Origin of the sequence: Acinetobacter sp. YH12201, assembly GCF_013418145.1 — a bacterium.
Lineage (GTDB): Bacteria > Pseudomonadota > Gammaproteobacteria > Pseudomonadales > Moraxellaceae > Acinetobacter.
The window spans coordinates 1-25570 of sequence record NZ_VPCP01000005.1 but is presented as its reverse complement, the minus strand read 5'-3'; the positions used below and the strand labels follow the sequence as shown (position 1 = coordinate 25570).

Below are 25570 nucleotides of genomic sequence, written 5' to 3'. Positions count from 1 at the left end.
TTTTTTATGTTTGATCAATTTTTTAAGGGTTTTCAAATAAAATAAACAATGAAATCAAAAATATAAATTTAAATAATTGATCTTATACAAGATACGTTTTGTGTAATTTTTATTACAAATGCTATAATCCCGCCAATTAAAATAGCCTCGAGCTAAAATATTTTTGGGTATGGAAAATTAGGGCAATGCTTCAAATCAATGTGTCACAACTGTGCATAAGTCGTGCCGATGAAACCGTTGCCGCCTTAGAACAAATTCCAGCCATGCAGCGCAGACGTTTGTCAGGGATTGCCAAACTCGCTTTAAGCAGTGCCATTCAATCGCTGAATGCTGAACGGGCAGATTATATTGTTTGGGCTTCGCAATATGGCGATGAACATAAAACTTTAAACATTCTGGCCGATGTGCTGCAAGATCAGACGCCATCACCCACCCAGTTTTCCACTTCGGTGCATAATGCGATTGCCGGGTTGTATTCGATTTTGTGTCAGGATGCGACCCCGTCGACCAGTCTGGCGGCTTCGTGGAGTGAAGCGCTGATTGAAGCCTATGCCTGGTTAAAAACCACAACGCAACCAAATCCACGCGTTCTGGTGGTGTATTATGACGAGGCATTACCGGCACTTTATCAGGAAGCTGAGCCTTTTACAGCCTTTGCCATGTCGGCAATTGTTGGCCTTGACGTACCCAACCTGCAACTGGATATGCAAGCACTAGGCAATCATTGCCATAAATATAAAGATGCACACAATTTTCATGATTTCTGGCAGCAATCTGCACAGAATCAAGTTCCCCTGCATATTCAGGCGTGGCAAACATGTTAAAACCAGATCAACTTAAACAAAAAGCCAACTACCTGTGGCGTGTGGGCGCAACCGGGTTTAGTTTTGCCAGTTTTGGTATTGGCGGTGTGGCCATTGGCGGACTGGTTGCCCCTTTGGTAAATTTATCGACCCGCAATCCGGACTTGCGTCAGCAGCGTGCGCAAAAGGTGATTAAGCATAGTTTCAAGGGCTTTACCGAAATGATGGTCAAGCTGGGAATTATGACCTATGACATCGAGGGGCTGGAAAAATTACAGCACAGTCAGCAGGAACTGGTGATTGCCAATCATCCGACACTGGTGGATGTGGTGGTGCTGATCGGGCTGATGGAGCAGGCCAACTGTGTGGTCAAGCAAGCACTGTGGTCGAATCCCTTTACCAAAGGTCCGGTACAGAGTGCCGGTTATATTTTAAATGCCGGTTCTGAGCAATTTATTCATGACTGCGTGGAAAAGCTCCGGCAGGACCAGGCGGCATCGCTGCTGATTTTTCCGGAAGGAACACGGACCGCCAAAGGGGAGTTGCTGAATGAGTTTCAGCGTGGGGCGGCCAATATTGCCATTCGCGCCAATGTGCCGATTCGTCCGGTGCTGATTAGCTGTACCCCTTCAACCTTAACCAAGAATGAAAAGTGGTATCACATTCCTTCACAGCCCTTTCATATTCAGGTGAAGGTACTGGATGCCATTCAAGTCGATGATCTTTTGGAAGATGCCAGCGTAAATCCAAAAAATGTGCGTCAGCTCAATCATCAATTACACCAATTTTTTAACCAAGAGTTATCTAAAAAATGAGCAATCTTGCTGATGAATTAAAGCAAATGATTATTGATGTTCTAGCCCTTGAGGACATCAGCATAGAAGATATTGACACCGATGCCCCTTTATTTGGCGATGGTTTGGGTCTGGATTCTATTGATGCCCTGGAACTTGGCCTGGCTTTGAAAAAGCGTTACAACATTCATTTGAATGCTGAATCGGCAGAAACCAAACAACATTTTAAATCAATTCAAAGTCTGGTTGCTTTGGTTGAAGCACAGCAACAGGTATAAGAGGTAGTCATGCTAACTCAGGAACAAGTACTGGAAAAACTTAGAGAATGGATGGAAGATCTGTTTGAAATTAGCCCTGAAGATGTGCAGCTGGATGCCAATTTGGCGAATGATCTGGATGTCGACAGTATTGATGCAATTGATCTGGTGGTCAAAATCAAGGAACTGACCGGCAAGCAGGTCAATCCTGAAGATTTTAAAAATGTCCGTACGGTGCAGGATGTGGTAACCGTAATTCAGAACATGTCTGCTGCATGAAATGGCTCTTGAAAGGGATAGTGGCAATTGGCTTGCTTCTTTATCCCTTTTTAGTGGGTTATAGCCTGGCCCATGGACAATATGTCTGGGTCAGCAGCCTGCTGATTGTTTTGGGACTCTTGCGCCTGTTCAGTAAGGGCAATGCCTTGCTGTGGCCTTTAACCGGCTTTGCCATTTTGTGTGGTAGCTTGAGCCTGATTTTAAAAGATCATGCCTGGCTGAAACTGTATCCGGTGTTAATGAGTGTCGGGGCATGTATGATTTTTGCCTCGACGTTAATTCGACCACCTTCCATGATTGAGCGTTTTGCCCGGTTGGCAGAACCGGATTTACCCGAAGCAGGTGTGATCTGGACCCGTAAAGTCACCATGATGTGGTGCGGTTTTTTTGTATTGAATGCCTTGATTGCCTTGGCGACAGTCTTGTTTGCTTCCATGCAGACTTGGGTGCTATATAACGGCTTTATTTCCTATGTGTTGATGGGGCTACTATTACTGGGCGAATTTATCTTGCGTAAGCGGCAACAGCGCTTAAATCAAATTCAGGAATAAAAATAGAATATTATGTTGTGTCATTTTCAAAGTCATCTTCATTCACAGAAAGCACTGTGCATTCAGCCTGATTTAAGCCAAATCCGCTTTCAGGATTTCTGGCAGGATGTGATACAACAAAGCCAGGCCATTGAGTCACTTGTACAGGACAGCTGGGCGCTTTGGGAACCTGACAGTTACCAGTTTTTAGTACTGCTGTTTGCGGCACTGCTGGCCAAAAAACAGGTATTACTACCTCCGCACCGGGTCAGTGACTTAGAAAAAGAACTGGCTGAACAGAACATTTATTTTTTACAGCGTCAGCCTGTAGCTGTTTCCCACAACCAGCCGATTCAACTCAATCTGGATGATGCCTTTTTAAATCAGGCGCAAATCTATTTTTACACTTCAGGCTCCACCGGGCAGCCGAAGAAAATTCCACGCAGCTTGCGCCAGTTGCTCAATGAAGTACAGGGGCTGGATGCCAGTTTTCAGTTGCCTGAGCAGGCGATTGCGATTGCCACAGTGAGCCATCAGCATATTTATGGCCTGCTGTTTAAGTTGCTCTGGCCACTGGCAAGCGGTCGCTGTTTTTATCAGGCACAGTTGGCCTTTCCGGAAGATGTGGCCGACATCCAGAAAAAACTCAGTACTTTCAAGATTGATAATTATGTGATTTCCAGTCCGGCCCTGTTAAAGCGCTGGACTCGTGATGTGCTGTTACAAGATTGCATCACCGTTTATTCATCCGGTGGGAAATTAGAGTCAGGAATACGGCCATATCTGAACCGGCCGATTACCGAAGTGTTTGGCAGTTCGGAAACTGGTGGCATTGCCCATCGCCAGCAGGATGATGCCTTGTGGACACCTTTTGCCAATGTGGATATTCAGGCCAGTGAACAGCAGGAACTACAAGTTAGAACCAATCATGCTTTTAGTGCAGACTGGATTTTCACTGGCGATAAGGTCGAAGTTATTGAGCCGGGCAATTTGAAAAGTCCATTTCATGTGTTGGGGCGTTTGGACCGGATTGTCAAACTGGAAGAAAAACGTTTAAGTCTGGATGCCATCGAGCAGAAAATTATCGAGCTGGATGACATCGTACAGTGTCATGTGCTGATTCTGGAACGGGAACATCGTCAGATTTTAGCCTGTGTGGCAGTATTGTCCGATTCAGCCAGACTACAGTTAAAGCAAGGTACTAAGGCACAATGCGTGGCAGCCTTAAAAAACCAGTTAAAGTCCAAGCTGGAAGGCATTGCCATTCCCAGACAGTGGCGTTTTTTGACACAATTACCGCAAAATGCCCAATCCAAGCTGAATAAACACTACATGAAATCCTTATTTCAGCCGATGTTGTTGCCTATAGTACTGGAACAGCAGCATGAGTCAGAGCAGGTCAGCTATCGTTTGGAGTTTTCACCTGAGCTGGAATGCTTTAAAGGGCATTTCCCGGGCAAACCTATTTTCCCGGGAGTAGGACAAATCGGTTTCATCCAGCATTTTGCTCGTCAGAGCTGGGCAGAGCTGGAATGGTGTAACGGTTTTGAGCAATTAAAATTTCAGGACCTGATTCAACCGTATATGGTGTTGCAACTGAAACTGAGCAGAAAATTGCACAAAGTCAGTTTTGAGCTTTGCCATGCAGAGCAGACCTTGGCCTCTGGTCGATTGCTGTTTCATATACCTACCGAACCGGCTTAAAAAGGACGATTTATGCAGCATTGTTTTGTCATTCCGGTGTATAACCATCCTCATTATATTGAAGCTTTGGTCGCCCATCTGGACCAGTTTCAAATGCCGATCATTCTGGTCAATGATGGTAGTAATGCCGCATGTACCCAGCTTTTACATGATATTGCGCTGAAACATCCCCGGGTGGATCTGGTTGAACACACGCATAATCAGGGCAAAGGCCAGGCTGTCATCACTGGTTTGCGCCATGCCCACAAGCTCGGTTTCAGTCATGCTTTGCAGCTCGATTCTGACGGTCAGCATGACTGGCAGGATGTGGCAAAATTCCTGCAAATTTCCCAGCAACACCCGGAAGCGATGGTTATCGGTCAGCCGGTTTTTGATGCATCAGTGCCGAAAAAACGCCTTTATGGCCGTTATGCCACGCATATCTGGGTCTGGATTAACAGCCTGTCCTTGGAGATCAAGGACAGCATGTGCGGTTTCCGGGTCTATCCCTTAGCACCTACCATTCAGGTGCTGGATTCGGCAAAGTTTCAGCCGCGTATGGGCTTTGATAGCGAGATTCTGGTGCGCTTAAAGTGGGCCAATGTATTTTTTATCAATGTGCCGACCAAAGTCATTTATCCGGAAGATGGCATTTCCCATTTCAACGCCTGGCGTGACAACTGGGGAATGAGTCAGACCCATGCCAAATTGCTGGGTGGGATGCTGATTCGTTTGCCGCAATTATTGCGACAAAAAATGCAAGGTTGATGCTGTGGCTGATCTGAACCCGACCCAATGGAATGACATCAAAGAACGTGGCGGTATGTTACCGTTGACTTTGATGTTGGCTTTCTATCGCGTAGGCGGGCGATGGCTGTGTCGTATATTGCTGTATTTTATTATTTTGTGGTATTGGCTGTTTGCGATCGCAGCACGTCAGGCTTCACTGCAATATTTGACCCGATTGCACCATTTTGCAGGTAAAAATTCTCCATTTCCGCATACGCCGAGTCTGACCCATAGCTATCAGCATTTTATGCAGTTTGGTGAATGTATTCTGGATAAAATTGAAGGCTGGCTGGGCAATATTCCCGAGCAGCAATTACAGTTGCATGGTCATGAGCATTTTCGTGCCCGCTATCAAAAGGGGGCTGTCATTGTGGTGTCGCATTTTGGCAATATCGAGTTGCTGCGAGCGATCAAGTCGGAATATCCACAAAAAATTAATGTGCTGGTCTATCAAAAACATGCCACCAAATTTAACCAGTTCCTGAAAAAACTCAATCATCATGCCGATGTCAATTTGATCTCGGTGGATGAACTGGGTATTGAAACTGCCCTGATTTTGCAGGAAAAACTTGATCAGGGCGAATGGGTGATTGTGGCAGCAGACCGCGTACCGGTGCAGTCAGACCGGGTTCAATCCGTTTCATTTTTAGCTGAACAGGCGAACTGGCCGCAAGGGGCCTGGATTTTGGCCAGTTTGCTGAAAGTGCCAGTGCTGGCCGTGTTCTGTTATCGGGTCGGTACTCATTTTGAAGTACATATCCATTCGATTGCGGAACAACTGAATTTTCCGCGTAACAACCGTCTGCAAGCCATGCAAACGACCATCCGTGAATATGTATCACTCCTTGAGCAGCACTGTATTCGTGCGCCGTATCAATGGTTTAATTTTTATAATTTTTGGAACAAAGATTAATGCAAGTTTTAGTTATTGGGGAACATCCACTTTCAATTGAAGATGTGGTGGCAGTCGCGCGTCAGGAAAAACGCGTGGCTTTACCGGACTCGAATGAGTGGCACAATTTGATTCAGCGCGGTGCCGATTTTCTGGATCAACTATTGCAGGATGAAGGCGTGATTTATGGCGTGACCACCGGTTATGGCGATTCCTGTCTGGTGGAAATTCCTGCGCATCAGGTCAATGAACTGCCTTTGCATTTATCGCGTTTCCATGGCTGTGGTCTGGGACAAAATCTGGATTTAATTAGCGCACGTGCAGTGGTGGTGACACGTCTATGTTCGCTGGCACGCGGTTATTCCGGGGTTTCGCATGCACTGCTGGAACGTCTGGTGTGGATGTTAAATGAAAACGTGATTCCGGTGATTCCCTCTGAAGGTTCGGTGGGGGCCAGTGGCGATTTAACGCCATTATCTTATATTGCCGGCGCATTGGTCGGTGAGCGCGATGTGTATGATCAGGGACAGATTGTTCCGGTCAGTCAGGTCTATGCAGAAAAAGGCCTAGAACCCCTAGTGATGCGTCCCAAAGAAGGCTTGGCGCTGATGAACGGTACAGCAGTGATGACCGCAATTGCCTGCCTGAACTATAAAAAAGCCGAACAGATCAGCTTGGCCAGTACCTGTATTACCGCGCTGAATGTATTGGCTTTAGAAGGTAATCCGAGCCATTTTGATGAAGTGCTTTTTGCGCAAAAACCGCATCCGGGCCAGCAACATATTGCCGCACAGCTGCGTGACTGGCTGAACAGTGAAGTACAGACTGAACATCAAAGTTCACGCCTGCAGGACCGTTATTCGCTACGCTGCGCCCCGCATATTATTGGCGTATTTGAAGATTCTAAAGTATGGCTGCGCCAGTTTATTGAAAATGAATTAAATTCCAGTAATGACAATCCATTGATTGATCCGGTGAATTTACGCGTATTGCACGGCGGGCATTTCTATGGTGGCCATATTGCCCAGGCCATGGACAGTCTGAAAATCATGATTGCCAATATTGCCGATTTAATGGACCGTCAATTGGCGCAACTGGTGGACTATAAAATGAATAATGGTTTACCGCGTAATCTGACTGGGGCAACCGACGAGCGCTTACCGTTGAATCATGGCTTTAAGGCGGTGCAGATTGGCGTGTCGGCATGGACCGCGGAAGCCTTGAAACAAACCCTTTCTGCTTCGATTTTCTCGCGCTCGACTGAATGTCATAACCAGGACAAGGTCAGCATGGGTACCATTGCCGCACGCGATGCCAGCCGTGTGATTGTACTGACCGAACAGGTGATTGCGGCCCTGTGCTGTGCCAGTGTGCAAGCCATTCATTTAAAAACTCTGGATGGAAAATTGTCTGAAGTCCTCGCCACATTTAAGGCTTGGGTCTTGCAGACTTTTGACTATGTGGTGGAAGATCGGCCATTGCAGCATGAGTTGCAGCAATTGGTGGATCGACTGGAAAATCTGCAATTATTGAACAGTGGACTTGTTCGCTAAACGTGATGGGAAACAGACGATGCATGCCGATGTGATTATAGAAGTGCCCTTTCATGATGTGGATACCATGGACGTGGTCTGGCATGGGCATTATTTAAAGTATTTTGAAATTGCCCGCTGCAAGTTGCTGGATCAGTTTGATTATAACTATAAGCAGATGCGCGCTTCTGGCTATGCATGGCCGGTGATTGAAAGTCATGTGCGTTATGCGCATGGCATTCTGTTTGAGCAGAAAATTCGGGTGCGCGCCATTTTAAAAGAATGGGAAAACCGCCTGAAAATTGAATACCAGATTTTTGATGCCCAAAGCGGTAAAAGGCTGACTAAAGGTTATACCACGCAAGTGGCGGTAGATATTGCCAGTCGGGAAATGTGTTTCCAGTCGCCGCAAGTTTTATTGCAGCGTTTAAACGCCTGGTCTGAATTTAAGCCGGAGTAAAGCAAGATGACATCTTTCAATCTACCACGAGCAGTAGGATTATTCCTGGCTGGACTGCTGTCGCTGATCACGTTGCTGTCACAAGCAGTACATGCGCAAAATCCGCAGCTTAGACAGATCTTTGCTCAACTTTCCGAAACACCAACCGTGCGGGCCAATTTTGAACAGCAAAAAAAACTGGCGAGCATGAACAAAACTTTCATCTCCAAAGGCACAGTGTTATTTTCCAAGTCACAAGGGGTGATCTGGAAAATCCAAAATCCAGTCAAGGCTGACCTGATTGTGACCCCACGTAAACTGGTGCAAAAAACCCAGCGGACCTATAGCCAGATTGAAATTGATAAATCTCCTTATGGTTCGGTCGCGACTATGTTCTTGCAGCTGATGTCGGGGAATGAAGCGGCTTTGGCCAAAAACTTCAATATTGTTTCGGCCAGTTATAGTCCGGCACAGTGGACTGTGGCCTTAACCCCGAAAAGCAGTTTATTTAAAAAACTGTTTGTCAGGGTCGATGCGCAAGGGCAGCGTTATGTGGACCGTATTGTGATTCGCGAGAAAGCCAATAACAGCACCAGCATTCGCTTTAGCCAGCAAACAACCCAACCCCAAACCTTAACGGCTGAGGAAAATGCACTTTTCCAACTGGCAAAATAAATTTACCGCACTGTGGCTGCTTGTACTCAGCGTGATTGCCATCGCGCTGGGTAGCGCATGGCTGAAAAAAGACATTCATATTCAAACCAATATCTTTGCCTTATTGCCGGAAGCCCACCATGACCCGCGGCTGGAACGGGCGCAGCAATATGTCAGTCAGCAGCTGAATGACAAAGTCTTTGTTGTGCTGAATGCTAAAGATGATGCCTCTTTAGACAAAGCCACAGCGACTTTTAAACAAAGCGTGGCGGCAACGGATTTATGGCAACCGTTACATGCACAGCTGGACAGTGACAAGTTTGCCCAAGTGTTGTATCAGCATCGTGCCGGTTTGCTGTCATCCACAGATCAAAAGCTGCTGGAGCAACAGGATTATACCGCGCTGAACGAACAGGGCCTGTTGCAGATCATGAGCCCGGGTATGCCGGTCACAGCAGAGCTGTTACAACAAGATCCGCTCTTATTATTTCCACGTTATGCTGTCAGCTTATCCGGTTTACAGGCGAACCCGGATATTACCCTGGAAGATGGTTTTGCCACCATTCGTGATGAGCAGGGCATTTCCCGCCTTATCGTTTTGCAGCTCAAAAATAGCCCTTACAATATTGATTATCAGGAAAAAACTGCCGCATGGATTGCGCAGTTAAATTTAAAACTGAAACAGATGCAGGTTGAGCCGCACTGGACCGGCACCTTGCTGTTTGCCCAGTTCGGCACCACCTCGGCGGAAAAAGAAATTTCCACCATTGGCCTGGGTTCGACCCTAGGTATTTTCCTGCTCGTACTGTTTGGTTTCCGTTCGGTTCGTCCGATGCTGACCGAAATGATTGCCGTAGGTACCGGCTGTCTGGTGGCCTTTGCCATCACCCATGCGGTGTTTGGGGAAATTCACCTGATGACTTTGGTGTTTGGTGCCAGTCTGGTCGGAGTCTGTGTCGATTTTTCTTTTTACTTTATGGCCATGCAATCACAGCATCGGCATATTGACGGTTTTGCGGTATTAAAGCCATTATTGCCCAGCCTGTTTATGGGCCTGATGACCACCTTGGTCGCTTATATTTTCTTAAGCTTTACCCCATTCCCGGGCTTTAAGCAGATTGCAGTCTTTTCAATGGTCGGGTTGGCTGCGGCATGGATCACCAGCGTTTTATTGTTGCCGAGATTGCCACCTTTAAATGCTGAACCGGCCATTCGCCATTTAAGCTTTATTGGCAAAGCACGAGGTTTTGTACAGTCGAGAAACCGTCTGCGTTATGGCCTGATCGCCTTAATTGCTGTGGTCGCCGGCAGCAGTTTGATGTTTCTGCAAAGCAATGATGATATCCGTAACTTGCAAAGTATGGATCAAAAATTAAAGCAGGAAGATCAGTACGTACGTGAACGTTTTATGCAGCAGCAAAGCAGTGAATACTTTGTGGTGCATGGCAACACGGCGCAGGAACTGGAACAAAATGAACAGAAACTGTTAGAAAAACTGCAAGTTTTGCAGACACAAAACAAACTGGATAGTTTTCAGGCTCTCGGTCAATGGCTGCCATCCAAAGCGCAGCAACAACACAATATTCAGTTACTGCAAGCCATTCCAGCCAGTGCCTTACAGGACTATGCCGCCGCATTGCAGCTCAATCCGGCAGAGGTGTTGGCTTGGCAAAAGCAACTGGCCCAGCAGCCTCTACTCAGTCCTGCTGAAATGAGCCAACATCCTTTGGCTTTTTTACAAATGAGCCCAACCGAGCGTCTGGTGCTGCTGCAAAATGTGCATGATGTGGCTGCCTTGCAACAGTTCAATACTTCGCAGGCACAGCTATTACGTCCGGTCAATCAACTGTCCGAATTATTCCAGCAGCATCGTATACAGGCACAGTGGTTACTGGTTTCGGCTTTAATCTGCTTGATGATTGGCTTAGGCATCATTTATGGTCTGAATTCTATTTTGCCTTTGGTACTACCGGTCAGTCTGGCTTTAATGACCACCTTCGCGATTCAGGCCTGGCTCGGTGTGGAAATAAATTTATTCAGCATCATGGGTACTTTCCTGATTATCGGGATTGGCGTGGACTATGCCATTTTCTATCGTCACGGACATGATCATCCGCAAGTGGTCGGGATGGCCTTATTCCTATGTATGATGTCGACCTTGCTGGGTTTCGGGTTATTATCCTTTAGCCAGACTTATGCCATTCACTGTTTTGGTCTGACGGTTTTACTTGGGGTTATTTTTTCATTTATTTATGCAACATTGTTTACATCATCCGATGCCAAACATGTTGTGCTTCAACAGTATCAGCCAAAGAGCTGAAAGAATAAGGTACAGTGCAATGAGCACCATGCAACACACAGATGTATTGATTATCGGCGCAGGGCCATCGGGGAGTTCGGCAGCAGCATTACTGCGCCAGAAAGGCTATCAGGTCACGATCATCGAAAAACAATATTTTCCACGCTTTTCCATTGGTGAATCATTACTGCCACAGTCGATGGTGTTTTTGGAAGAAGCTGGCTTGTTGGACACCGTGCGAGAGCATGTAGAAGAATTTGCTTTCCAGTTTAAAAATGGCGCTGCCTTTTTAAAGGGCAAGCAGCGCAGTTTCTATGATTTCCGCGAAAAATTTAGCGATGGTCCGGGCACCACCTGGCAGGTGCGCCGTGCCAACTTTGACCATTTATTGGCACAACAGGCAGAAAAGTATGGTGCCGAAATTCGCTTTGGCCATGAAGTGATTGATGTTGATGTTCAGCCCGAACATCCGATTTTAACGGTCAAAGATGAACAGCAAAATGTGTATCAGATTCAGGGCAAATTTTTACTGGATGCCAGCGGTTTTGGCCGCATCCTGCCGAAATTTCTGAATCTGGAAAGCCCATCCGATTTTCCGGTACGCCGTGCCGTGTTTACCCATATTGAAGATGGGATTTTGGATGACCCGGAATTTGACCGGGAAAAAATCCTGATTACGGTGCATGCCAAAGACCCACGTGCCTGGTACTGGCTGATTCCCTTTGCCGATGGCCGTTCCTCTTTCGGGGTCGTGGCCGAGCAGGATTTCTTTGAACGCTATGGCTTTGATGGCAGTGCTGACTATAATTTGGATGACTTGTTGAAGCGAATTCTGGCAGATGAAGAAAGCCTATCGCATGTGCTGCGCAAGGTCAAATTTGATACGCCGGTGCGTACCCTGGTGGGCTACTCTGCCGATGTCAAACATCTGGCCCAGCGTAACTATGCTTTATTGGGTAATGCCGGTGAATTCCTCGACCCGGTATTTTCTTCTGGTGTGACCATTGCCCTGAAATCTGCCAGTCTGGCCATTCCACTGGTTGATCAGCAGCTGCAAGGACAGCCGGTCGACTGGACGGAGCAATATGAAAAACCGCTACGTGCCGGTATTCAGGTGTTCCGTGCCTATGTCGAGTCGTGGTATAGCGGTGAATTTCAGGATGTGGTGTTCTCGAAAAATCAGGATGACAAAATCCGCCGCATGGTCTCTTCCTTACTGGCCGGCTATGCCTGGGACAGCAGCAATCCAATTTATAAAAATGCCAAAAAGCGTTTAAGCACGCTGGCGGAATATTGCCGTGATCCGCAGTTACAACACATCGAGATGAACGGTGCCTAGAATGAAACTGAAATGGACGGGGATTTTGCTCGCTGCAGTCCTGCTATGCAGTGGCTGCCAGTCCATGCTGCCTCAAGCACCAGGTCTGGCAACGGCTGCCTGGACTGCACAAAACTACCAGCGTCAGGATCAGTTAGAAATTCAATGGAAAGCGCACAGTTTCAGCTTTTTACTGTATCAGCAACAAAAAGGTCAAAAGCTGGAAATGTTGGCTTTGACCCTGACCGGGCAGCAGTTATTCAAGCTCAGTTTTGATGGCCGCAAGGTTGATGTCGAACAGCGCATTGCACCAATGAAGCTGTTGCCATTTGAATTTGTGGTGCGCGATATTCTTTATGCCACCTATCCGGATTTTGCCCGCTTGCAGCAGAATGTCCACATTGAAACTTCGGCTCAGACCCAAAAAGTATGGATCAATCAGCAGCATGTGCTGAATATTCAACAGCAGGATGGGGCCATTGAGCTGAACAATCTGCAGGTGCCGTACCAGATGGTCATCAGTCCTATCAGCGAAGGCCTGACCAGCACAGAGGGGGAAAACCCGGATGTGCAAAGCACTGAATAAGGGGGGATGAGCATGGGCGATAAAATCACACAATATCCTGCAGTCGGCATTCAGTTGAGTGCCGGTCTATCTGCACTCGGAAATACCGCTGAACAGATCAGACAGGCGCTGACCACGCAGCAAAATACCTTGAGCCTTCGTTCAGGATTTATTCCGGAAAAACAGGTCTGGGTAGGCGCCTATCAGCAGCCTTTAATCGAAACTGTGCCCGCATTTCTGCAGGATGTCGATTCGCATAATCTACGTTTTGCCTTAACTGCGTTAAGTTCGATTGAAAGCGAAATCCGAGATTATACTGCGCAGTTTGATCGCAAACGTCTGGCAATTATTCTGGGCACATCGACCTCCGGCATTGCTGACAATGAAATATTGCTGAAACAGTATTTTAACCATCACAGCAAAATTGAAATTAATCACTATAAACAGGAAATGGGTAGTCTGGCCAAAGGCCTACGGATGTATCTGGGCTGGGAAGGTCCGGCATACACCATTTCCACGGCTTGTTCTTCCAGTGCCAAAGCGATGGCGGCAGGACAGCGATTGATTAATGCTGGTCTGGTGGATGCGGTACTGGTCGGTGGTATTGATACTTTGTGCCGTTTGACCTTAAATGGTTTTTATAGTCTGGAAAGCCTGTCCAATGATCTGTGTCAGCCCTGTGGTGCACAGCGCGATGGTATCAATATTGGCGAAGCGGCGGGACTATTTTTATTGTCCAAAGAAACTGCCCCTGTCATGCTGATGTCCGCCGGTGAGTCGATGGATGCCTGGCATATTTCTGCACCACATCCGGAAGGCAAAGGGGCTGCCGAAGCCATGCAAAAGGCGCTGGATATGGCGGGTATTAGCGCTAGTGAGATTGGCTATTTAAATATGCACGGAACGGCAACGCCGCAAAATGATGCCATGGAAATCAAAGCCGTGCAGACGGTATTCCAGCAATATGAAGTACCGATCAGCAGCAGCAAACATAAAACCGGGCATTGTTTGGGAGCCGCTGGAGCCATTGAAGCCGTAATTTGCCAGCAGGTGTTAGCCGATCAGTCCTGGCTGCCTTTGCATCATTCAGGCAGTATTGATCCGGAACTGGATGAAGCCAACTATGTGCTGAATGCGCAGTTGCAACAACCGATAGAATATGTCATGAGTAATTCTTTTGCCTTTGGCGGCAGCAATATCAGCCTAATTTTTGGAACAAAACTGAAATGATGGATGCAGTACAGTTTATCCCGCATGAACAGCCGATGGTGTTTATCGATCATCTGATTGAAGCCAGTGACAATTTTGCCATTGCCGAACTGGTGATTCGTCCCGAATTGATGTTTTGTGAAGCGGAAGGCTTGCCGACCTGGAGCAGTATTGAACTGATGGCACAGACCATTAGTGCTTATGCAGGACATAAAGGGAAAATGTCAGGTTTGCCGCCTAAAATTGGTTTTTTATTGGGCACGCGTAAAATGCAATTGCCTGTGCCTTATTTTGCTTTAGGGGAAACCGTACGGATTAAAGTGGAACAAGGTTATTTACATGAGGGGCTGGGGCAGTTTCAATGTGAAATTGAATACCGGGAACATCGCTTTAGTGCCATGTTGAGTGTATTTGAGCCGCCAGAAATGAAAGAAAAACTTAAGGATACAGTGTGAGTAGACGAATTTTAGTAACAGGCTCAAGCCGTGGAATTGGTAAAGCCATTGCCTTGCAACTGGCACAGGCTGGATTTGATGTCACCGTCCATGCGCGCTCCAGACAACAAGAAGCCGAACAGGTGGTTGAAGAAATCCGTGCTTTAGGCCAAGCCAGCCATGCACTGTTATTTGATGTAAATGAACGTGAAAAAGTACTGCAATTGCTGGAGCAGGATGTTGCCGAGCATGGCGCATTCTATGGTGTTGTTCTCAACGCCGGTTTAACCCGTGACGCGGCATTTCCGGCCTTAACCGACAGTGACTGGGATGAGGTGGTTTCGACCTCACTGGATGGTTTCTACAATGTACTCAAACCTCTGGTGATGCCGATGATTCGTTTGAAACAAGGCGGCCGCATTGTGACTTTATCTTCGGTTTCAGGTTTGATGGGCAATCGGGGACAGGTCAATTACAGTGCAGCAAAAGCGGGACTGATTGGTGCCACCAAAGCTTTGGCACTGGAACTGGCAAAACGCAAAATTACCGTGAACTGTGTAGCACCGGGCTTGATTGAAACCGAAATGGTCACTGAAGAAGTGAAAGAACATGCCCTGAAAATGATTCCCTTACAACGTATGGGGCAGGTTGATGAAGTCGCCAAAGTGGTGAAATTTTTATGCAGTGATGATGCCAGCTATATCACCCGACAGGTGATTTCGGTCAATGGGGGTTTGATTTGATGAAACGTGTGGTAGTGACGGGCATGGCCGGAATCACCTCTTTAGGTGAAACGGCAGATCAGATTTTTAGTCAATTTGAACAGGGCAAAAGCGGTATTCGCTATATGCCGGACTGGGAAGTGTATACCGACTTGCGCAGCAAACTGGGTGGTCCGGTCGAATCCTATACCATTCCCAAGCATTTTAACCGTAAAGTGACACGCGGCATGGGGCGGGTGGCCCTGATGTCAACGGTCTGTGCTGAAAAAGCCTTGGAAGATTCAGGTCTGTTAAATAACCCGATTTTAAGCAGTGGTCAAACTGGTGTGGCCTTCGGTTCATCTGCTGGCAGTGTCGATGCAATTGGCGAGTTTGGCAGCATGTTGATTGATAACAACATGAACAAGCTGAATGCCACCACGTATATCCGCATGATGTCGCATACCAGTGCCGTCAACATGACTGTTTATTTTGGCTTGAAAGGTTTAACTTTACCGACATCCAGTGCCTGTACCTCAGGTTCCATGGCGATTGGTCAGGCCTATGAAGCCATTAAATATGGCAAGCAGACTGTAATGCTAGCAGGGGGTGCCGAGGAACTCAGTGCCGCAGGTTCCGCGGTGTTTGATGTGCTGATGGCCACCAGTAGCCAAAATGAACATCCGGAAAAAACGCCGCGTCCATTCGATAGCAAGCGTGATGGTCTGGTGGTGGGGGAAGGCGCTGGCTGTTTAATTCTGGAAGAATATGAACATGCTCAAGCACGTGGTGCCAAAATTTATGCAGAAATCATCGGTTACGGTAGCAACACCGATGGTCAGCATGTCACCCGTCCAGATGCTGAAATGATGGGACGCTGTATCCAGCTGGCTCTGTCAGATGCGCAAATTGCAGCAGACCAGGTAGACTATGTCAATGCACATGGAACCTCCACCGATCAGGGTGATATTGCCGAAACGAAAGCCACTGCTCGCGTACTGGGCAAAAAGCCAATCAGCTCTTTAAAAAGCTATTTCGGGCATACGCTGGGCGCATGTGGGGCAATTGAAGCATGGCTCAGTATCGAGATGATGCAGCGTAGCCAGTTTATACCAACATTAAATCTGGATGAAATTGATGCGGCCTGTGGCGATCTGGATTACATTGTCAAACAGTCAAGAAATATGCATGCCGACATAGTTATGACTAACAATTTTGCTTTTGGAGGAATTAATACCTCCCTGATTTTTAAACGTGTCTAACAACAACTAGAGGGTACATTATGTTGATGAAGAAATTAACACTTACAGCTGCATTGTGTTTGGGTGGAATCGTTTCAGCTCAAGCTGCAGATCAAATGCATGACTTCAACTTCCAGGAAGCGGTGAGTCGCGCAGTTGCTGACGGTACACTGGACGGTTCGGTTAAGTTTTACTTGGCGGGTACACGTGCGGGTGGAAAAGTCATTCAAAAAGGTTTGGTGAGCAATAAAAAAACCAATGGCTTTGCCAAGTCTGCTGAAAGCTCATGCGATCATGTTTTACGTTCTGCTTTAATCCAGTTCCAGAACACTGCCAAGGCAAAGGGTGCCAATGCTGTGACCAATATTGTGAGCTACTATAAAGCAAACGAAACCCGCAGTACCACCACTTACCAATGTGCCAAAGGAACTGCGGTTGCCGGTGTAGCCTTAAAAGGGGATCTTGCAAAACTATAAGCTTGTACATTCACACGGATAAAATTTCAGATCTTGTACAGCATTTTATATTTTTGACCTGCATAAAAAAGCCCATCAGATGATGGGCTTTTTTATCGAATTTAAAGAAAGCACAGAAATTACTTTGGAATTTCCTGTTCTTCATCAAATTCAGGTTTCACCTGTACAATAAAGTCCTGACGGTTCAGGCCACGCCATAAGGCAAATGCAGTACCAATATAAATTGAAGAATAGGTACCGACAAATACACCAATAAACATTGCAATCGAGAACCAGTGCAGACCTTCACCGCCCAGGAACATCATTGCGACAACGACCAGCAATAAGGTCATGGAGGTGTGGATGGTCCGACGTAAGGTTTCAGTCAACGCGATATTGACGATTTCAACTGGCGAGGCACCGCGAATCTTGCGGAAATTTTCACGGATACGGTCGGATACCACAATGTTATCGTTTAACGAGAAACCTAACAGCGCAAGAATAGCTGCCAGTACGGTTAAATCAAACGGCCATTGCATCATGGCAAAAATACCAATGGTGACAATGATGTCATGGAATAACGAAAGCACCGCACCTACCGCCAGCTTGAATTCAAAACGAATGGTCACGTAAACCAGCATGAGCAGTAATGCCAAGGCTACAGCACCTGCCGAACGAATATACAGCTCGTTACCGACCTGTCCACCGACAGAATCCACTTTGTGGACCTCAGCAGGGTTATTCGGTAATTGTGCTGCTTTGGTGATGGCGTTATTCAGATCTTCTACTTCAATGTTCTGAACAGGCATACGAACCAAGAGGTCTTTGTTACTGCCGAGAGTTTGTACCACCGCATCCTTAAAGCCTGCCTGGTTCAAAGCCTGAATAACTTCGACCTGATTGGCCGGTTGTTTATAGTTCAGCTCGGCAGAAACACCGCCAGTAAAGTCCAGACCGAGGTTTAGACCTTTGGTGGCAATAAAGAAAATACTGGCCAAAGTTAAAAGAATAGAGATGATTGCCGCAGGTTTGGCAATCTTCATAAAGTCAATGATGCGCTCATCATCCGGGCGACCGTATTTCTTTTTCGGTTGAGTCATATCAGTCATCTTCGATCTCCTAAATGCTCAACTTTTTCAAGTTACGTTTTTTGCCATAAATAAGCTGTACGATGGCACGTGTTACAGTAATGGCTGTAAACATCGAGCAGACAATACCGATCATTAATGTCACAGCGAAGCCCTTGATCGGACCTGTACCGATGGCAAACAGAATGAACGCAACCAGGAAGGTAGTTAAGTTCGAGTCAAAAATGGTGTTATAGGCCCGATCATAACCGGCGACAATCGCCTGTTTGGGCGAGGCCCCCCATTTCATTTCTTCCCGTATTCGCTCACAGATCAGTACGTTGGCATCGACCGCCATACCAATGGTGATTACGATACCGGCAATACCCGGAAGGGTGAGGGAAGCACCAATCCATGACATGACGGTCAGGATCATAGCCAGGTTAAATACCAGTGCAAAGTTGGCAATCACACCGAACAGACGGAAGAACACCACCATCCAGATCGCAACCAGAAGGAAGCCGATTTGAGTCGATAACACACCTTTGTCAATATTTTCCTGCCCCAGGCTCGGACCAACCACACGTTCTTCAACGAAATACATCGGCGCAGCCAGTGCACCGGCACGAAGCATCAAGGCAAGTTCAGCCGCTTCCTGTGGTGAATCCAGACCGGTAATACGGAACTGGGAACCCAATACCGCCTGAATGGTTGCAGCATTGATAATCACAGATTCAGCATAAGGGGTACGAACTTCGGTTTGCGCACCCGTCACCGGATCAGGCACATAGCTGATCTTCTGCTTGTTCTCGATGAACAATACCGCCATGCGTTTACCAACCGCATTACGGGTGGCATCTGCCATCAGCTTACCGCCAGCGCTGTCCAAAGTAATGTTTACTTCAGCACCGCCAGTATCTTGGCTAAAGCCACTTGATGCATTTTGTACACGTTCACCGGTCAGAATGCGGTTACGGTTCAGTAATAATTCACGACCGCTATCCAACGATTCATAAGCAAAAGCTTCAGTACCCGGAGGTAGGGCCTGAGCTGTAGACTTGCCGGTATACGGATCGATGTACTGGTCATTCAAATCGGAAACAAGACGGAATTCCAGGTTGGCTGTACGGCCCAAGACGCGTTTCGCTTCAGCAGTATCCTGAACACCCGGAAGTTCAACCACAATACGGTTGCTGCCTTGAGTTTGAACCAATGCTTCCGCTACACCTAACTCGTTAATACGGTTACGTAAAGTGGTTAAGTTCTGGTTAACGGCATAAGACTGAATTTCCTGCTTGCGCACGTCGGTATAGTTCAGACGTAAAGTTGAACCGGACTCAGAGGCAATTGCCTGCTGGTTGAATTCATTGCCATTACGACGCAAGAAATCCATCACGGCTTCACGGTCACCGTTATTGGCAAACTGAACGGTAATGGTATTGTTATTTAGTGACAGGCTGTTGAATTTCAGCTTGTTGTCACGCAATTGACGACGCAGATCAGTCGCCGATGTTTCCATACGCTGACTGATGGCCTTGTCCATATCCACTTCAAGCAGGAAGTGCACACCACCACGTAAATCCAGACCCAGTTTCATTGGCTTGGCACCAATTTTTTGCAGCCATTCAGGTGTGGTTGGGGCAAGGTTCAAGGCAACAACATAATTATCACCCAATCCGCGACGCAATACTTCTTTGGCTTTTAACTGTGCTTCAGAGGAGTCGAGGCGTAAAAGGGCAGCATTATTGCTAAAGCTGTTGTCATGGCTTGAAATTTTTTCACTTTGTAATAATTGCTCTGCTTTTTGTACGATGCTCTGGTCAATTTGGGTGCCGGCTTTGGCACCGGAAATTTGAACAGCAGGTTCATCGGGGTACAAACTAGGCAGCGCGTATAATGTGCTGATCACCAAAACCACAAGGATCAGCAGATATTTCCATGCTGGGTAACGCATCTGTTTTCTTCTTAAAATGAAAAAGTCGTGCTAGGGCACGACTAATTTTGATTAGAGATTATTTAATGTGCCTTCAGGAAGAACTGAAATCACACTTGCGCGCTGAATTTTTACTTCTACGCCACGGCTGAGTTCAACCACTGCAAAATCGCCCTCAATTTTAGTGATTTTGCCCATCAGGCCGCCTGCAAAAACTACTTCGCTACCTACACCCAGACTTTCAACCAGGGTACGGTGTTCTTTCGCGCGTTTCGCTTGAGGACGCCAGATCAGGAAATAGAAAATTGCGACAAATACCGCAATCATCAAAAGGTTGGTTACCAAACTTGGTTGTTGTGCAGCTTCACCTGCTGCGTGAGCAGTAGAAATAAAAAGGCTCATTTCAATTTCCTAAACTAAAAAATGTATATCAACAATATGATGATAAATAAGATAACTTGTTCAGCAATTTACCTTGTCTTTTTCTTCAGCGCAAATACTGAAAGATTAATCTTCAGGACAAGGTGGGACTTCTAGACCACGACGCGCATAAAAATCCTGTACATATTCATCAAAAGTACCATTATCTAATGCATCACGGATGTCTTGTGTAAACCTTTGGTAATAACGCAGGTTATGAATAGTACCCAGCATGGAACCCAGCATTTCACCGCATTTTTCTAGATGGAACAGATAAGCACGGGTGAAGTTTTGGCAGGTATAGCAGTCACAGTCTGGATCGAGTGGACTTTGGTCATGACGATATTTGGCATTACGAATCCGCACCAGACCGTCTGTCACAAAATAATGACCATTACGTGCATTACGGGTTGGCATGACACAGTCAAACATATCCACACCACGGCGGATGCCTTCCACGATATCTTCAGGCTTGCCGACACCCATCAGGTAACGTGGCTTGTCTTCCGGCATTTTCGGTGGAAGATGATCCAGAATCTTTATCATTTCTTCTTTCGGTTCACCGACAGAAAGACCGCCAATAGCAAAGCCATCAAAGTCGATTTCTTTTAAGCCTGCCAGCGATTCATCACGCAGGTCTTCATACATACCGCCCTGAATAATACCGAACAGGGCATTTTTATTTTTTAACACATCATGGTGATGGGTTTTACAGCGTTTTGCCCAGCGCAGTGAAAGCTGCAACGACTTTTGTGCTTCTTCACGCGTCGCCGGATAAGGCGTACATTCGTCAAAAATCATCACGATGTCTGAATTCAAGGTATGTTGAATATCCATTGAAATTTCAGGTGATAAAAAGACTTTTGAACCATCAATTGGTGAACGGAAGGTTACACCTTCTTCTTTAATCTTACGCATCGCACCCAGGCTGAACACCTGGAAGCCGCCTGAATCGGTTAAAATCGGTTTGTTCCATTTCATGAACTCGTGCAAACCGCCATGTTCACGAATCACGTCCAGGCCGGGACGTAAATAGAGATGGAAGGTGTTACCTAAAATAATCTGGGCTTTAATATCTTCTACATCACGTGGGAGCATGCCTTTGACTGTACCGTAGGTACCGACAGGCATAAACACTGGGGTTTCCACCACGCCGTGTTCCAGCGTTAAACGACCACGACGGGCACGGCCCGACTGACCTAATTTTTCAAACTTCATAAAATATCCTGGACGAGAGCAAAGCACTGCTTTGGTTGCAGTGCAAGAGCGAAAAAACAGTTCGCCGCCAAAAGTTCGCTATTTTCCTTGATTACGCACATAAACGCCAGTGTTGTCGAATTTTAACGCGATTCTTTTTTGCTGAAGAAAATAAGCTACAAGTGAGGCTGTGCTTGCCTTGCGGATGGGCATGTAGAAATGATGCTTTTCTGCATGCCGATGTTTTCATTTATTCTAATATTAACGACTTAAAAATTCGGTCGATAGTCAAAACTCTGTGTAGCTGCCAGATCGCGGAAGGGGCGAATGGCTTTTTTACCGAGTGACAGGGTATTGACGATGTTATTGGGAAAAATCTGAATATTGTTATTAAACAGTTCAACATTGCGGTTAAAAATGGTAATCGCTGCCCCGACATTTTCATTCTGTTCTTCAATTTCATTCATCATTTTTAGATAAATTTCATTGGCTTTCAGCTCAGGATAGTTCTCTACCACGACATTGAGACTCTGCATTAATTCCTTATTCAGGCTTTCAACGCGTTGCAACTGGGCAACATCGGCATTGTTTAAATTGAGATTTAAAATATTCTGCCGCAGTTCGGTCACTTTTTCCAAAGTGCCTTGTTCAAAATTGGAATATTGTTCAACCAAAGGTTGCAAGCCATCCAGAACTTTAATCTTCTGACGCTCATAAGTTGCCACATCTGACCAAGAACGAATAGAAGCATTGTGATGACGCACAATATTATTGCGAATCATGATACAGGCTACAATCACGGCAATAATCAACAATAAAAAAATCAATAACCCCATTTATTTGTCCCCAAATATTTACAAGATTGTTATTTTAAAAACTGCGTTAAATCACGCTGTAAACTTTCCAGATACGGTAGTTTAAAAGTACGCAAGTGTCCACGTAATGCAGAAATATCGTGAATATTTTTTGCCCGGCTTGAAATATGAAATAAATCGGCCGGTCCTAAAAAACATAAGATATGGCTATCAGGATGGAAAATTAAATCGCCTTGACGCTGGGCAAAAAATTCATCGAGCCTCAACACAAATGCAGGCGTGAGCAGTTTTGCCATCTGCATTTCATCGCTACCAAAAATATTCAGTTTCTGGTTGACTTGAATATCACTGGTATGCCACGGAAAACTGTAAGGATAATAAAACTCCTTGTTGGCCGTAGTGACTGCCACACCGTGTACTTCCACATCAAAAACAAATACACCCCATAAATCTTTGTGTACTTCACTCACCTGTACTTCATTGCCGTCTTTATTACGAATCCGGATTTCATTGACATAATGATATTGAAATACCATCACCTGATGCTGTTTGCCTTCATCATCAGTCCATTGGGTGCTGGCGTAATAAGGAAAGTCATTGGAAATGCTGCCCTGATTAAAGACCGGAAATAAACGCTTTAAATGGGCAATAAATAAAACCGGTTGCAGGGGAACAGAAAAATGTTGTGGCTGTTGCTGGAAGGCAAGATTATATTTTTTGGCAATGCTTTGCTGTTCCAGATATTCGATGACTTCATCAACGGGCTTGCTTTCTTCATAACTAATATAAGCCCAGAAAATCATAAAAAAACCGCTGATCAGACTGATCTGAATCCAGATATTACCGGGATGGATAAAAATCAGCAGGATAAAAAACAGTCCTGCTGCTGCCAGAAGTAGCGGGAGGACATTTTCAAACTTGAGCACGATCGGGGCATTCCAGGGATGCAGGGCATCTAAAATATCCTGATGCGTCTGAGCCTGGCGGGCAATCTCCCAAAGCCGCACAATATTATTAAAAACCCGTTCATTTTTTTTACGTCGAATATGAATCGAATGTTTAACAGCATCGAGCGGCATAGCGTACTTCTTATTATCAACAATAATTAAGGTGTAATTTTATCAACCAGCATGGCATCGCCATAACTGAAGAAACGGTATTTGGCTTCTACAGCATGATGATAGGCAGCTAAAATATTATCACGATTCGACAATGCCGAAACCAGCATTAATAACGTTGATTCAGGAAGATGGAAGTTGGTAATCAGACGATCAACCACTTTAAACTGGTAACCCGGGTAAATGAAGATTTGGGTATCGCCCGTCCAGCCTTTTAATTCACCGCCATTGGCCTGTGCAGCGCTTTCAGTGGCACGGGTTGCAGTTGTACCGACAGCAATGACTTTATTGCCACGCGCTTTGGTGGCTTTGATCAGCGCCATAGATTCATCAGACACATCACACCATTCACTGTGCATGATATGGTTTTCAATATCGATGGTTCGTACCGGAAGGAAGGTTCCTGCACCGACATGTAAGGTCACAAAGGTTTTCTGGATGCCTTTTTCTTCAAGTTTTTTCAACAAAGCTTCGTCAAAATGCAGGCTAGCAGTAGGAGCCGCGACACTGGCCAGTTTGCTTGGATCATTAAAGACGGTTTGATAACGCTCGGTATCAATTGATTCTGCTTCACGGTTGAAATAAGGCGGAATAGGCAAAGCACCATATAAATCTAGAACATTTAAAATGGGCTGAGAAAACTCGACAATGAACAGGTTTTCATGACGACCTTTGACTGTGACTTTTACTTCATCTGGACCAATGAACAGTTCTGCGCCTTCTTTTGGCGAGTTACTGGCTTTAATATGGCAATGCGCAATGAACTTGTCCAACATGCGTTCCACCAAAACTTCAACCGCACCCCCAGTGGCACGTTTACCTTTCAGACGTGCTTTCATGACCTTGGTATCATTTAAAACCAGCAAATCACCTTCATTCAGTAAATTTAGAATATCTGTAAATTGATGGTCATGATATTGACCTTGAGCATCAAGATGCAAAAGGCGTGAAGCACTACGGGTTTCAAGTGGATAACGGGCGATCAGCTCGTCAGGGAGATCAAAGTTAAAGTCAGAAAGTTGCATCTTCGATGTATTGAAATAAGAAAAACATCCGCATTATAGGCTGGAAATGCACAAAACAGATGCTATCTGATGTTTTTTAAAACAAAGTTTTTGATTTTGATTTAAAATTGAGCGATCGGTTAAGCTATATAATTGACAATTCCAAGTTTGAGAGTAATATAGCCACCACAAGCTGATCAGCTTGCAGCACCTTTCCCGAGGTGGTGAAATTGGTAGACGCGGCGGACTCAAAATCCGCTGTCAGAGATGACGTGTCGGTTCGAGTCCGACCCTCGGGACCAAGATTTTGAAGAACCCCAAGCATATTAAGTCTTGGGGTTTTTTATTGCCTGATGATTAATAAAAATTAATATAATATATTTTTAGAAATATCTATTGGTATTCTTTTTATAACTTAAATTAAAAACTATTCTTTAGGATATATTATGGGGTTGAACGGTATTCAGAAAATTGTATTTATTATTGTTGCTCTTGTCGTATTAATTATTGCCTGGTGTATTTTTCCTTTGTTTTTCAAGTGGGTTATGGGGGAAATCGGGGCTAAAGAAACTGAATTAAAGGATTTTGGAGCTTTAGGAGATATATATGGAAGTTTAAATACACTTTTCACGTCAGTTACATTGCTTATTGTTATGTATTCAGCTTATTTGCAGCGTAAAGCAAATAAAGAATCAAAAGATTTGACTAGAAAGCAATTAGAATAGAGTGAATTCTCTTTAATTCAACAGTTAGAGATGATTCAATCAAATCATAAAGAACAGATGGAAGAGTTAAAAAAATCTAATTTCGATTCTAGATTTTATTCATTAGTTTATTATAAAAATGATTTGTTAAATGCCATAAAAGTCAAAGATCATCAAAGTGTTGAAACATCGGGGTTACAAGTTTTTGATGACATAAGTTCATTTTTTATAACTGAATTATCAAAATTCGATAAAGAGATAGATCTTAATATTTTAAAAACTCACTATCATGAATATCTTGTGAAAATTAACTTTGTACACGACAAAAAAAGATAACTCATTGAAATAATGGCATAATACTTGTTTTCTGACGACGAATATGATGACACATTTCAATGAGTTACATCTCATCTTAAACAAATATCTAAAGTGGAACAA

At 45.4% G+C, this 25570-nt stretch carries 28 protein-coding genes and 1 tRNA gene; 22 read left to right on the top strand and 7 right to left on the bottom strand.

Going from position 1 to position 25570, the window contains the following annotated elements; all coding sequences use genetic code 11:
• Window positions 1-185 precede the first annotated feature (185 nt).
• From FTU91_RS02255 to FTU91_RS02165, 19 genes are read left to right on the top strand one after another with little or no spacing between them, the layout of a single operon-like run.
• The gene (locus FTU91_RS02255; protein ID WP_180080714.1) at window positions 186-824 is read left to right on the top strand and encodes a beta-ketoacyl synthase chain length factor; all 639 of its coding nucleotides are present in this window, start codon (window positions 186-188) and stop codon (window positions 822-824) included.
• Window positions 818-1618 carry a 1-acyl-sn-glycerol-3-phosphate acyltransferase gene (locus tag FTU91_RS02250; RefSeq protein ID WP_180080713.1) on the top strand — a complete coding sequence of 267 codons (801 nt, stop codon included), beginning with the start codon at window positions 818-820 and terminating at the stop codon, window positions 1616-1618. The genes FTU91_RS02255 and FTU91_RS02250 overlap by 7 nt, the downstream gene beginning before the upstream one ends.
• A complete protein-coding gene (locus FTU91_RS02245; protein ID WP_086195854.1) occupies window positions 1615-1875 on the top strand; it encodes a phosphopantetheine-binding protein in 261 nt (86 codons plus the stop codon). Before FTU91_RS02250 ends, FTU91_RS02245 begins: the two co-directional genes overlap by 4 nt.
• Window positions 1876-1884: 9 nt before the next feature.
• Complete coding sequence (locus FTU91_RS02240; protein ID WP_180042769.1) at window positions 1885-2133, top strand: acyl carrier protein; 249 nt, start codon at window positions 1885-1887, stop codon at window positions 2131-2133.
• Window positions 2130-2684: a septation protein IspZ gene (locus FTU91_RS02235; RefSeq protein ID WP_180042768.1), complete on the top strand. Its 555-nt coding sequence runs from the start codon at window positions 2130-2132 to the stop codon at window positions 2682-2684. The genes FTU91_RS02240 and FTU91_RS02235 overlap by 4 nt, the downstream gene beginning before the upstream one ends.
• A gap of 12 nt (window positions 2685-2696) precedes the next feature.
• Complete coding sequence (locus FTU91_RS02230) at window positions 2697-4367, top strand: AMP-binding protein (RefSeq protein ID WP_180080711.1); 1671 nt, start codon at window positions 2697-2699, stop codon at window positions 4365-4367.
• A gap of 12 nt (window positions 4368-4379) precedes the next feature.
• The gene (locus tag FTU91_RS02225) at window positions 4380-5114 is read left to right on the top strand and encodes a glycosyltransferase family 2 protein (RefSeq protein ID WP_180080709.1); all 735 of its coding nucleotides are present in this window, start codon (window positions 4380-4382) and stop codon (window positions 5112-5114) included.
• A gap of 55 nt (window positions 5115-5169) precedes the next feature.
• Window positions 5170-6048, top strand: a complete 879-nt coding sequence (locus FTU91_RS02220) for an acyltransferase (RefSeq protein ID WP_166171438.1) — start codon at window positions 5170-5172, stop codon at window positions 6046-6048.
• Window positions 6048-7580 carry a histidine ammonia-lyase gene (hutH, locus tag FTU91_RS02215; protein WP_180080707.1) on the top strand — a complete coding sequence of 511 codons (1533 nt, stop codon included), beginning with the start codon at window positions 6048-6050 and terminating at the stop codon, window positions 7578-7580. Before FTU91_RS02220 ends, hutH begins: the two co-directional genes overlap by 1 nt.
• A 19-nt stretch (window positions 7581-7599) precedes the next feature.
• Window positions 7600-8019: a thioesterase family protein gene (locus FTU91_RS02210; RefSeq protein WP_180080779.1), complete on the top strand. Its 420-nt coding sequence runs from the start codon at window positions 7600-7602 to the stop codon at window positions 8017-8019.
• 6 nt (window positions 8020-8025) lie between these two features.
• Complete coding sequence (locus tag FTU91_RS02205; protein ID WP_180080703.1) at window positions 8026-8673, top strand: outer membrane lipoprotein carrier protein LolA; 648 nt, start codon at window positions 8026-8028, stop codon at window positions 8671-8673.
• Window positions 8648-10972, top strand: coding sequence for an MMPL family transporter (locus FTU91_RS02200; protein WP_180080701.1), 2325 nt, complete (start codon window positions 8648-8650; stop codon window positions 10970-10972). The genes FTU91_RS02205 and FTU91_RS02200 overlap by 26 nt, the downstream gene beginning before the upstream one ends.
• A 19-nt stretch (window positions 10973-10991) precedes the next feature.
• Window positions 10992-12290: an NAD(P)/FAD-dependent oxidoreductase gene (locus tag FTU91_RS02195; RefSeq protein WP_180080699.1), complete on the top strand. Its 1299-nt coding sequence runs from the start codon at window positions 10992-10994 to the stop codon at window positions 12288-12290.
• A 1-nt stretch (window position 12291) separates the two neighbouring features.
• On the top strand, window positions 12292-12855 hold the full coding sequence (locus FTU91_RS02190; protein WP_180080696.1) for a DUF3261 domain-containing protein: 564 nt from the start codon (window positions 12292-12294) through the stop codon (window positions 12853-12855).
• 12 nt (window positions 12856-12867) lie between these two features.
• Window positions 12868-14064, top strand: a complete 1197-nt coding sequence (locus FTU91_RS02185; RefSeq protein ID WP_180080694.1) for a beta-ketoacyl-[acyl-carrier-protein] synthase family protein — start codon at window positions 12868-12870, stop codon at window positions 14062-14064.
• Window positions 14061-14498, top strand: coding sequence for a 3-hydroxylacyl-ACP dehydratase (locus tag FTU91_RS02180; protein ID WP_180080692.1), 438 nt, complete (start codon window positions 14061-14063; stop codon window positions 14496-14498). The genes FTU91_RS02185 and FTU91_RS02180 overlap by 4 nt, the downstream gene beginning before the upstream one ends.
• A complete protein-coding gene (locus FTU91_RS02175; RefSeq protein ID WP_086195841.1) occupies window positions 14495-15220 on the top strand; it encodes a 3-ketoacyl-ACP reductase FabG2 in 726 nt (241 codons plus the stop codon). Before FTU91_RS02180 ends, FTU91_RS02175 begins: the two co-directional genes overlap by 4 nt.
• Entirely contained in the window at window positions 15220-16440 is a 1221-nt protein-coding gene (locus FTU91_RS02170; RefSeq protein ID WP_180080691.1) for a beta-ketoacyl-ACP synthase, read from the top strand. Before FTU91_RS02175 ends, FTU91_RS02170 begins: the two co-directional genes overlap by 1 nt.
• Window positions 16441-16460: 20 nt before the next feature.
• Entirely contained in the window at window positions 16461-16895 is a 435-nt protein-coding gene (locus FTU91_RS02165; RefSeq protein ID WP_180042754.1) for an excinuclease, read from the top strand.
• A gap of 119 nt (window positions 16896-17014) precedes the next feature.
• On the opposite strand, the gene secF is transcribed toward FTU91_RS02165, so the two are convergent.
• The 7 genes from secF to queA all read right to left on the bottom strand — a co-directional run bounded on the left by secF (window position 17015) and on the right by queA (window position 24449).
• Entirely contained in the window at window positions 17015-17983 is a 969-nt protein-coding gene (secF, locus tag FTU91_RS02160) for a protein translocase subunit SecF (RefSeq protein ID WP_086195839.1), read from the bottom strand.
• Between the two features lie 10 nt (window positions 17984-17993).
• Complete coding sequence (gene secD, locus FTU91_RS02155) at window positions 17994-19895, bottom strand: protein translocase subunit SecD (RefSeq protein WP_166171341.1); 1902 nt, start codon at window positions 19893-19895, stop codon at window positions 17994-17996.
• A gap of 51 nt (window positions 19896-19946) precedes the next feature.
• A complete protein-coding gene (gene yajC / locus FTU91_RS02150) occupies window positions 19947-20276 on the bottom strand; it encodes a preprotein translocase subunit YajC (protein ID WP_086195837.1) in 330 nt (109 codons plus the stop codon).
• Between the two features lie 105 nt (window positions 20277-20381).
• Window positions 20382-21512: a tRNA guanosine(34) transglycosylase Tgt gene (tgt, locus tag FTU91_RS02145; protein WP_180042750.1), complete on the bottom strand. Its 1131-nt coding sequence runs from the start codon at window positions 21510-21512 to the stop codon at window positions 20382-20384.
• Window positions 21513-21760: 248 nt separating this feature from the next.
• Entirely contained in the window at window positions 21761-22327 is a 567-nt protein-coding gene (locus FTU91_RS02140; protein WP_086195835.1) for a LemA family protein, read from the bottom strand.
• A 29-nt stretch (window positions 22328-22356) separates the two neighbouring features.
• A complete protein-coding gene (locus FTU91_RS02135) occupies window positions 22357-23385 on the bottom strand; it encodes a hypothetical protein (protein WP_180080689.1) in 1029 nt (342 codons plus the stop codon).
• Window positions 23386-23411: 26 nt separating this feature from the next.
• Window positions 23412-24449 carry a tRNA preQ1(34) S-adenosylmethionine ribosyltransferase-isomerase QueA gene (gene queA, locus FTU91_RS02130; RefSeq protein ID WP_180080687.1) on the bottom strand — a complete coding sequence of 346 codons (1038 nt, stop codon included), beginning with the start codon at window positions 24447-24449 and terminating at the stop codon, window positions 23412-23414.
• 194 nt (window positions 24450-24643) lie between these two features.
• On the opposite strand from queA, the gene FTU91_RS02125 reads away from it, so the two are divergent.
• The 3 genes from FTU91_RS02125 to FTU91_RS02115 all read left to right on the top strand — a co-directional run bounded on the left by FTU91_RS02125 (window position 24644) and on the right by FTU91_RS02115 (window position 25468).
• Window positions 24644-24730, top strand: a tRNA-Leu gene (locus tag FTU91_RS02125).
• A 144-nt stretch (window positions 24731-24874) separates the two neighbouring features.
• Entirely contained in the window at window positions 24875-25153 is a 279-nt protein-coding gene (locus FTU91_RS02120; RefSeq protein ID WP_180080685.1) for a hypothetical protein, read from the top strand.
• 30 nt (window positions 25154-25183) lie between these two features.
• Entirely contained in the window at window positions 25184-25468 is a 285-nt protein-coding gene (locus FTU91_RS02115; protein ID WP_180080683.1) for a hypothetical protein, read from the top strand.
• Window positions 25469-25570 lie beyond the last annotated feature (102 nt).

Excerpts from the sequence above, each read along its gene's own strand:
- FTU91_RS02170 (WP_180080691.1), top strand. The coding sequence starts at position 15,220 with ATGAAACGTGTGGTAGTGACGGGCATGGCCGGAATCACCTCTTTAGGT.
- hutH (WP_180080707.1), top strand. The coding sequence starts at position 6,048 with ATGCAAGTTTTAGTTATTGGGGAACATCCACTTTCAATTGAAGATGTG.
- FTU91_RS02230 (WP_180080711.1), top strand. The coding sequence starts at position 2,697 with ATGTTGTGTCATTTTCAAAGTCATCTTCATTCACAGAAAGCACTGTGC.
- FTU91_RS02140 (WP_086195835.1), bottom strand. The coding sequence starts at position 22,327 with ATGGGGTTATTGATTTTTTTATTGTTGATTATTGCCGTGATTGTAGCC.
- secF (WP_086195839.1), bottom strand. The coding sequence starts at position 17,983 with ATGACTGATATGACTCAACCGAAAAAGAAATACGGTCGCCCGGATGAT.
- FTU91_RS02180 (WP_180080692.1), top strand. The coding sequence starts at position 14,061 with ATGATGGATGCAGTACAGTTTATCCCGCATGAACAGCCGATGGTGTTT.
- FTU91_RS02255 (WP_180080714.1), top strand. The coding sequence starts at position 186 with ATGCTTCAAATCAATGTGTCACAACTGTGCATAAGTCGTGCCGATGAA.
- queA (WP_180080687.1), bottom strand. The coding sequence starts at position 24,449 with ATGCAACTTTCTGACTTTAACTTTGATCTCCCTGACGAGCTGATCGCC.
- FTU91_RS02245 (WP_086195854.1), top strand. The coding sequence starts at position 1,615 with ATGAGCAATCTTGCTGATGAATTAAAGCAAATGATTATTGATGTTCTA.
- FTU91_RS02195 (WP_180080699.1), top strand. The coding sequence starts at position 10,992 with ATGAGCACCATGCAACACACAGATGTATTGATTATCGGCGCAGGGCCA.
- FTU91_RS02165 (WP_180042754.1), top strand. The coding sequence starts at position 16,461 with ATGTTGATGAAGAAATTAACACTTACAGCTGCATTGTGTTTGGGTGGA.
- FTU91_RS02200 (WP_180080701.1), top strand. The coding sequence starts at position 8,648 with ATGCACTTTTCCAACTGGCAAAATAAATTTACCGCACTGTGGCTGCTT.
- FTU91_RS02115 (WP_180080683.1), top strand. The coding sequence starts at position 25,184 with ATGATTCAATCAAATCATAAAGAACAGATGGAAGAGTTAAAAAAATCT.
- FTU91_RS02205 (WP_180080703.1), top strand. The coding sequence starts at position 8,026 with ATGACATCTTTCAATCTACCACGAGCAGTAGGATTATTCCTGGCTGGA.
- FTU91_RS02190 (WP_180080696.1), top strand. The coding sequence starts at position 12,292 with ATGAAACTGAAATGGACGGGGATTTTGCTCGCTGCAGTCCTGCTATGC.
- FTU91_RS02185 (WP_180080694.1), top strand. The coding sequence starts at position 12,868 with ATGGGCGATAAAATCACACAATATCCTGCAGTCGGCATTCAGTTGAGT.
- FTU91_RS02235 (WP_180042768.1), top strand. The coding sequence starts at position 2,130 with ATGAAATGGCTCTTGAAAGGGATAGTGGCAATTGGCTTGCTTCTTTAT.
- FTU91_RS02220 (WP_166171438.1), top strand. The coding sequence starts at position 5,170 with ATGTTACCGTTGACTTTGATGTTGGCTTTCTATCGCGTAGGCGGGCGA.
- FTU91_RS02225 (WP_180080709.1), top strand. The coding sequence starts at position 4,380 with ATGCAGCATTGTTTTGTCATTCCGGTGTATAACCATCCTCATTATATT.
- FTU91_RS02250 (WP_180080713.1), top strand. The coding sequence starts at position 818 with ATGTTAAAACCAGATCAACTTAAACAAAAAGCCAACTACCTGTGGCGT.
- tgt (WP_180042750.1), bottom strand. The coding sequence starts at position 21,512 with ATGAAGTTTGAAAAATTAGGTCAGTCGGGCCGTGCCCGTCGTGGTCGT.
- yajC (WP_086195837.1), bottom strand. The coding sequence starts at position 20,276 with ATGAGCCTTTTTATTTCTACTGCTCACGCAGCAGGTGAAGCTGCACAA.
- FTU91_RS02135 (WP_180080689.1), bottom strand. The coding sequence starts at position 23,385 with ATGCCGCTCGATGCTGTTAAACATTCGATTCATATTCGACGTAAAAAA.
- secD (WP_166171341.1), bottom strand. The coding sequence starts at position 19,895 with ATGCGTTACCCAGCATGGAAATATCTGCTGATCCTTGTGGTTTTGGTG.
- FTU91_RS02240 (WP_180042769.1), top strand. The coding sequence starts at position 1,885 with ATGCTAACTCAGGAACAAGTACTGGAAAAACTTAGAGAATGGATGGAA.
- FTU91_RS02210 (WP_180080779.1), top strand. The coding sequence starts at position 7,600 with ATGCATGCCGATGTGATTATAGAAGTGCCCTTTCATGATGTGGATACC.
- FTU91_RS02120 (WP_180080685.1), top strand. The coding sequence starts at position 24,875 with ATGGGGTTGAACGGTATTCAGAAAATTGTATTTATTATTGTTGCTCTT.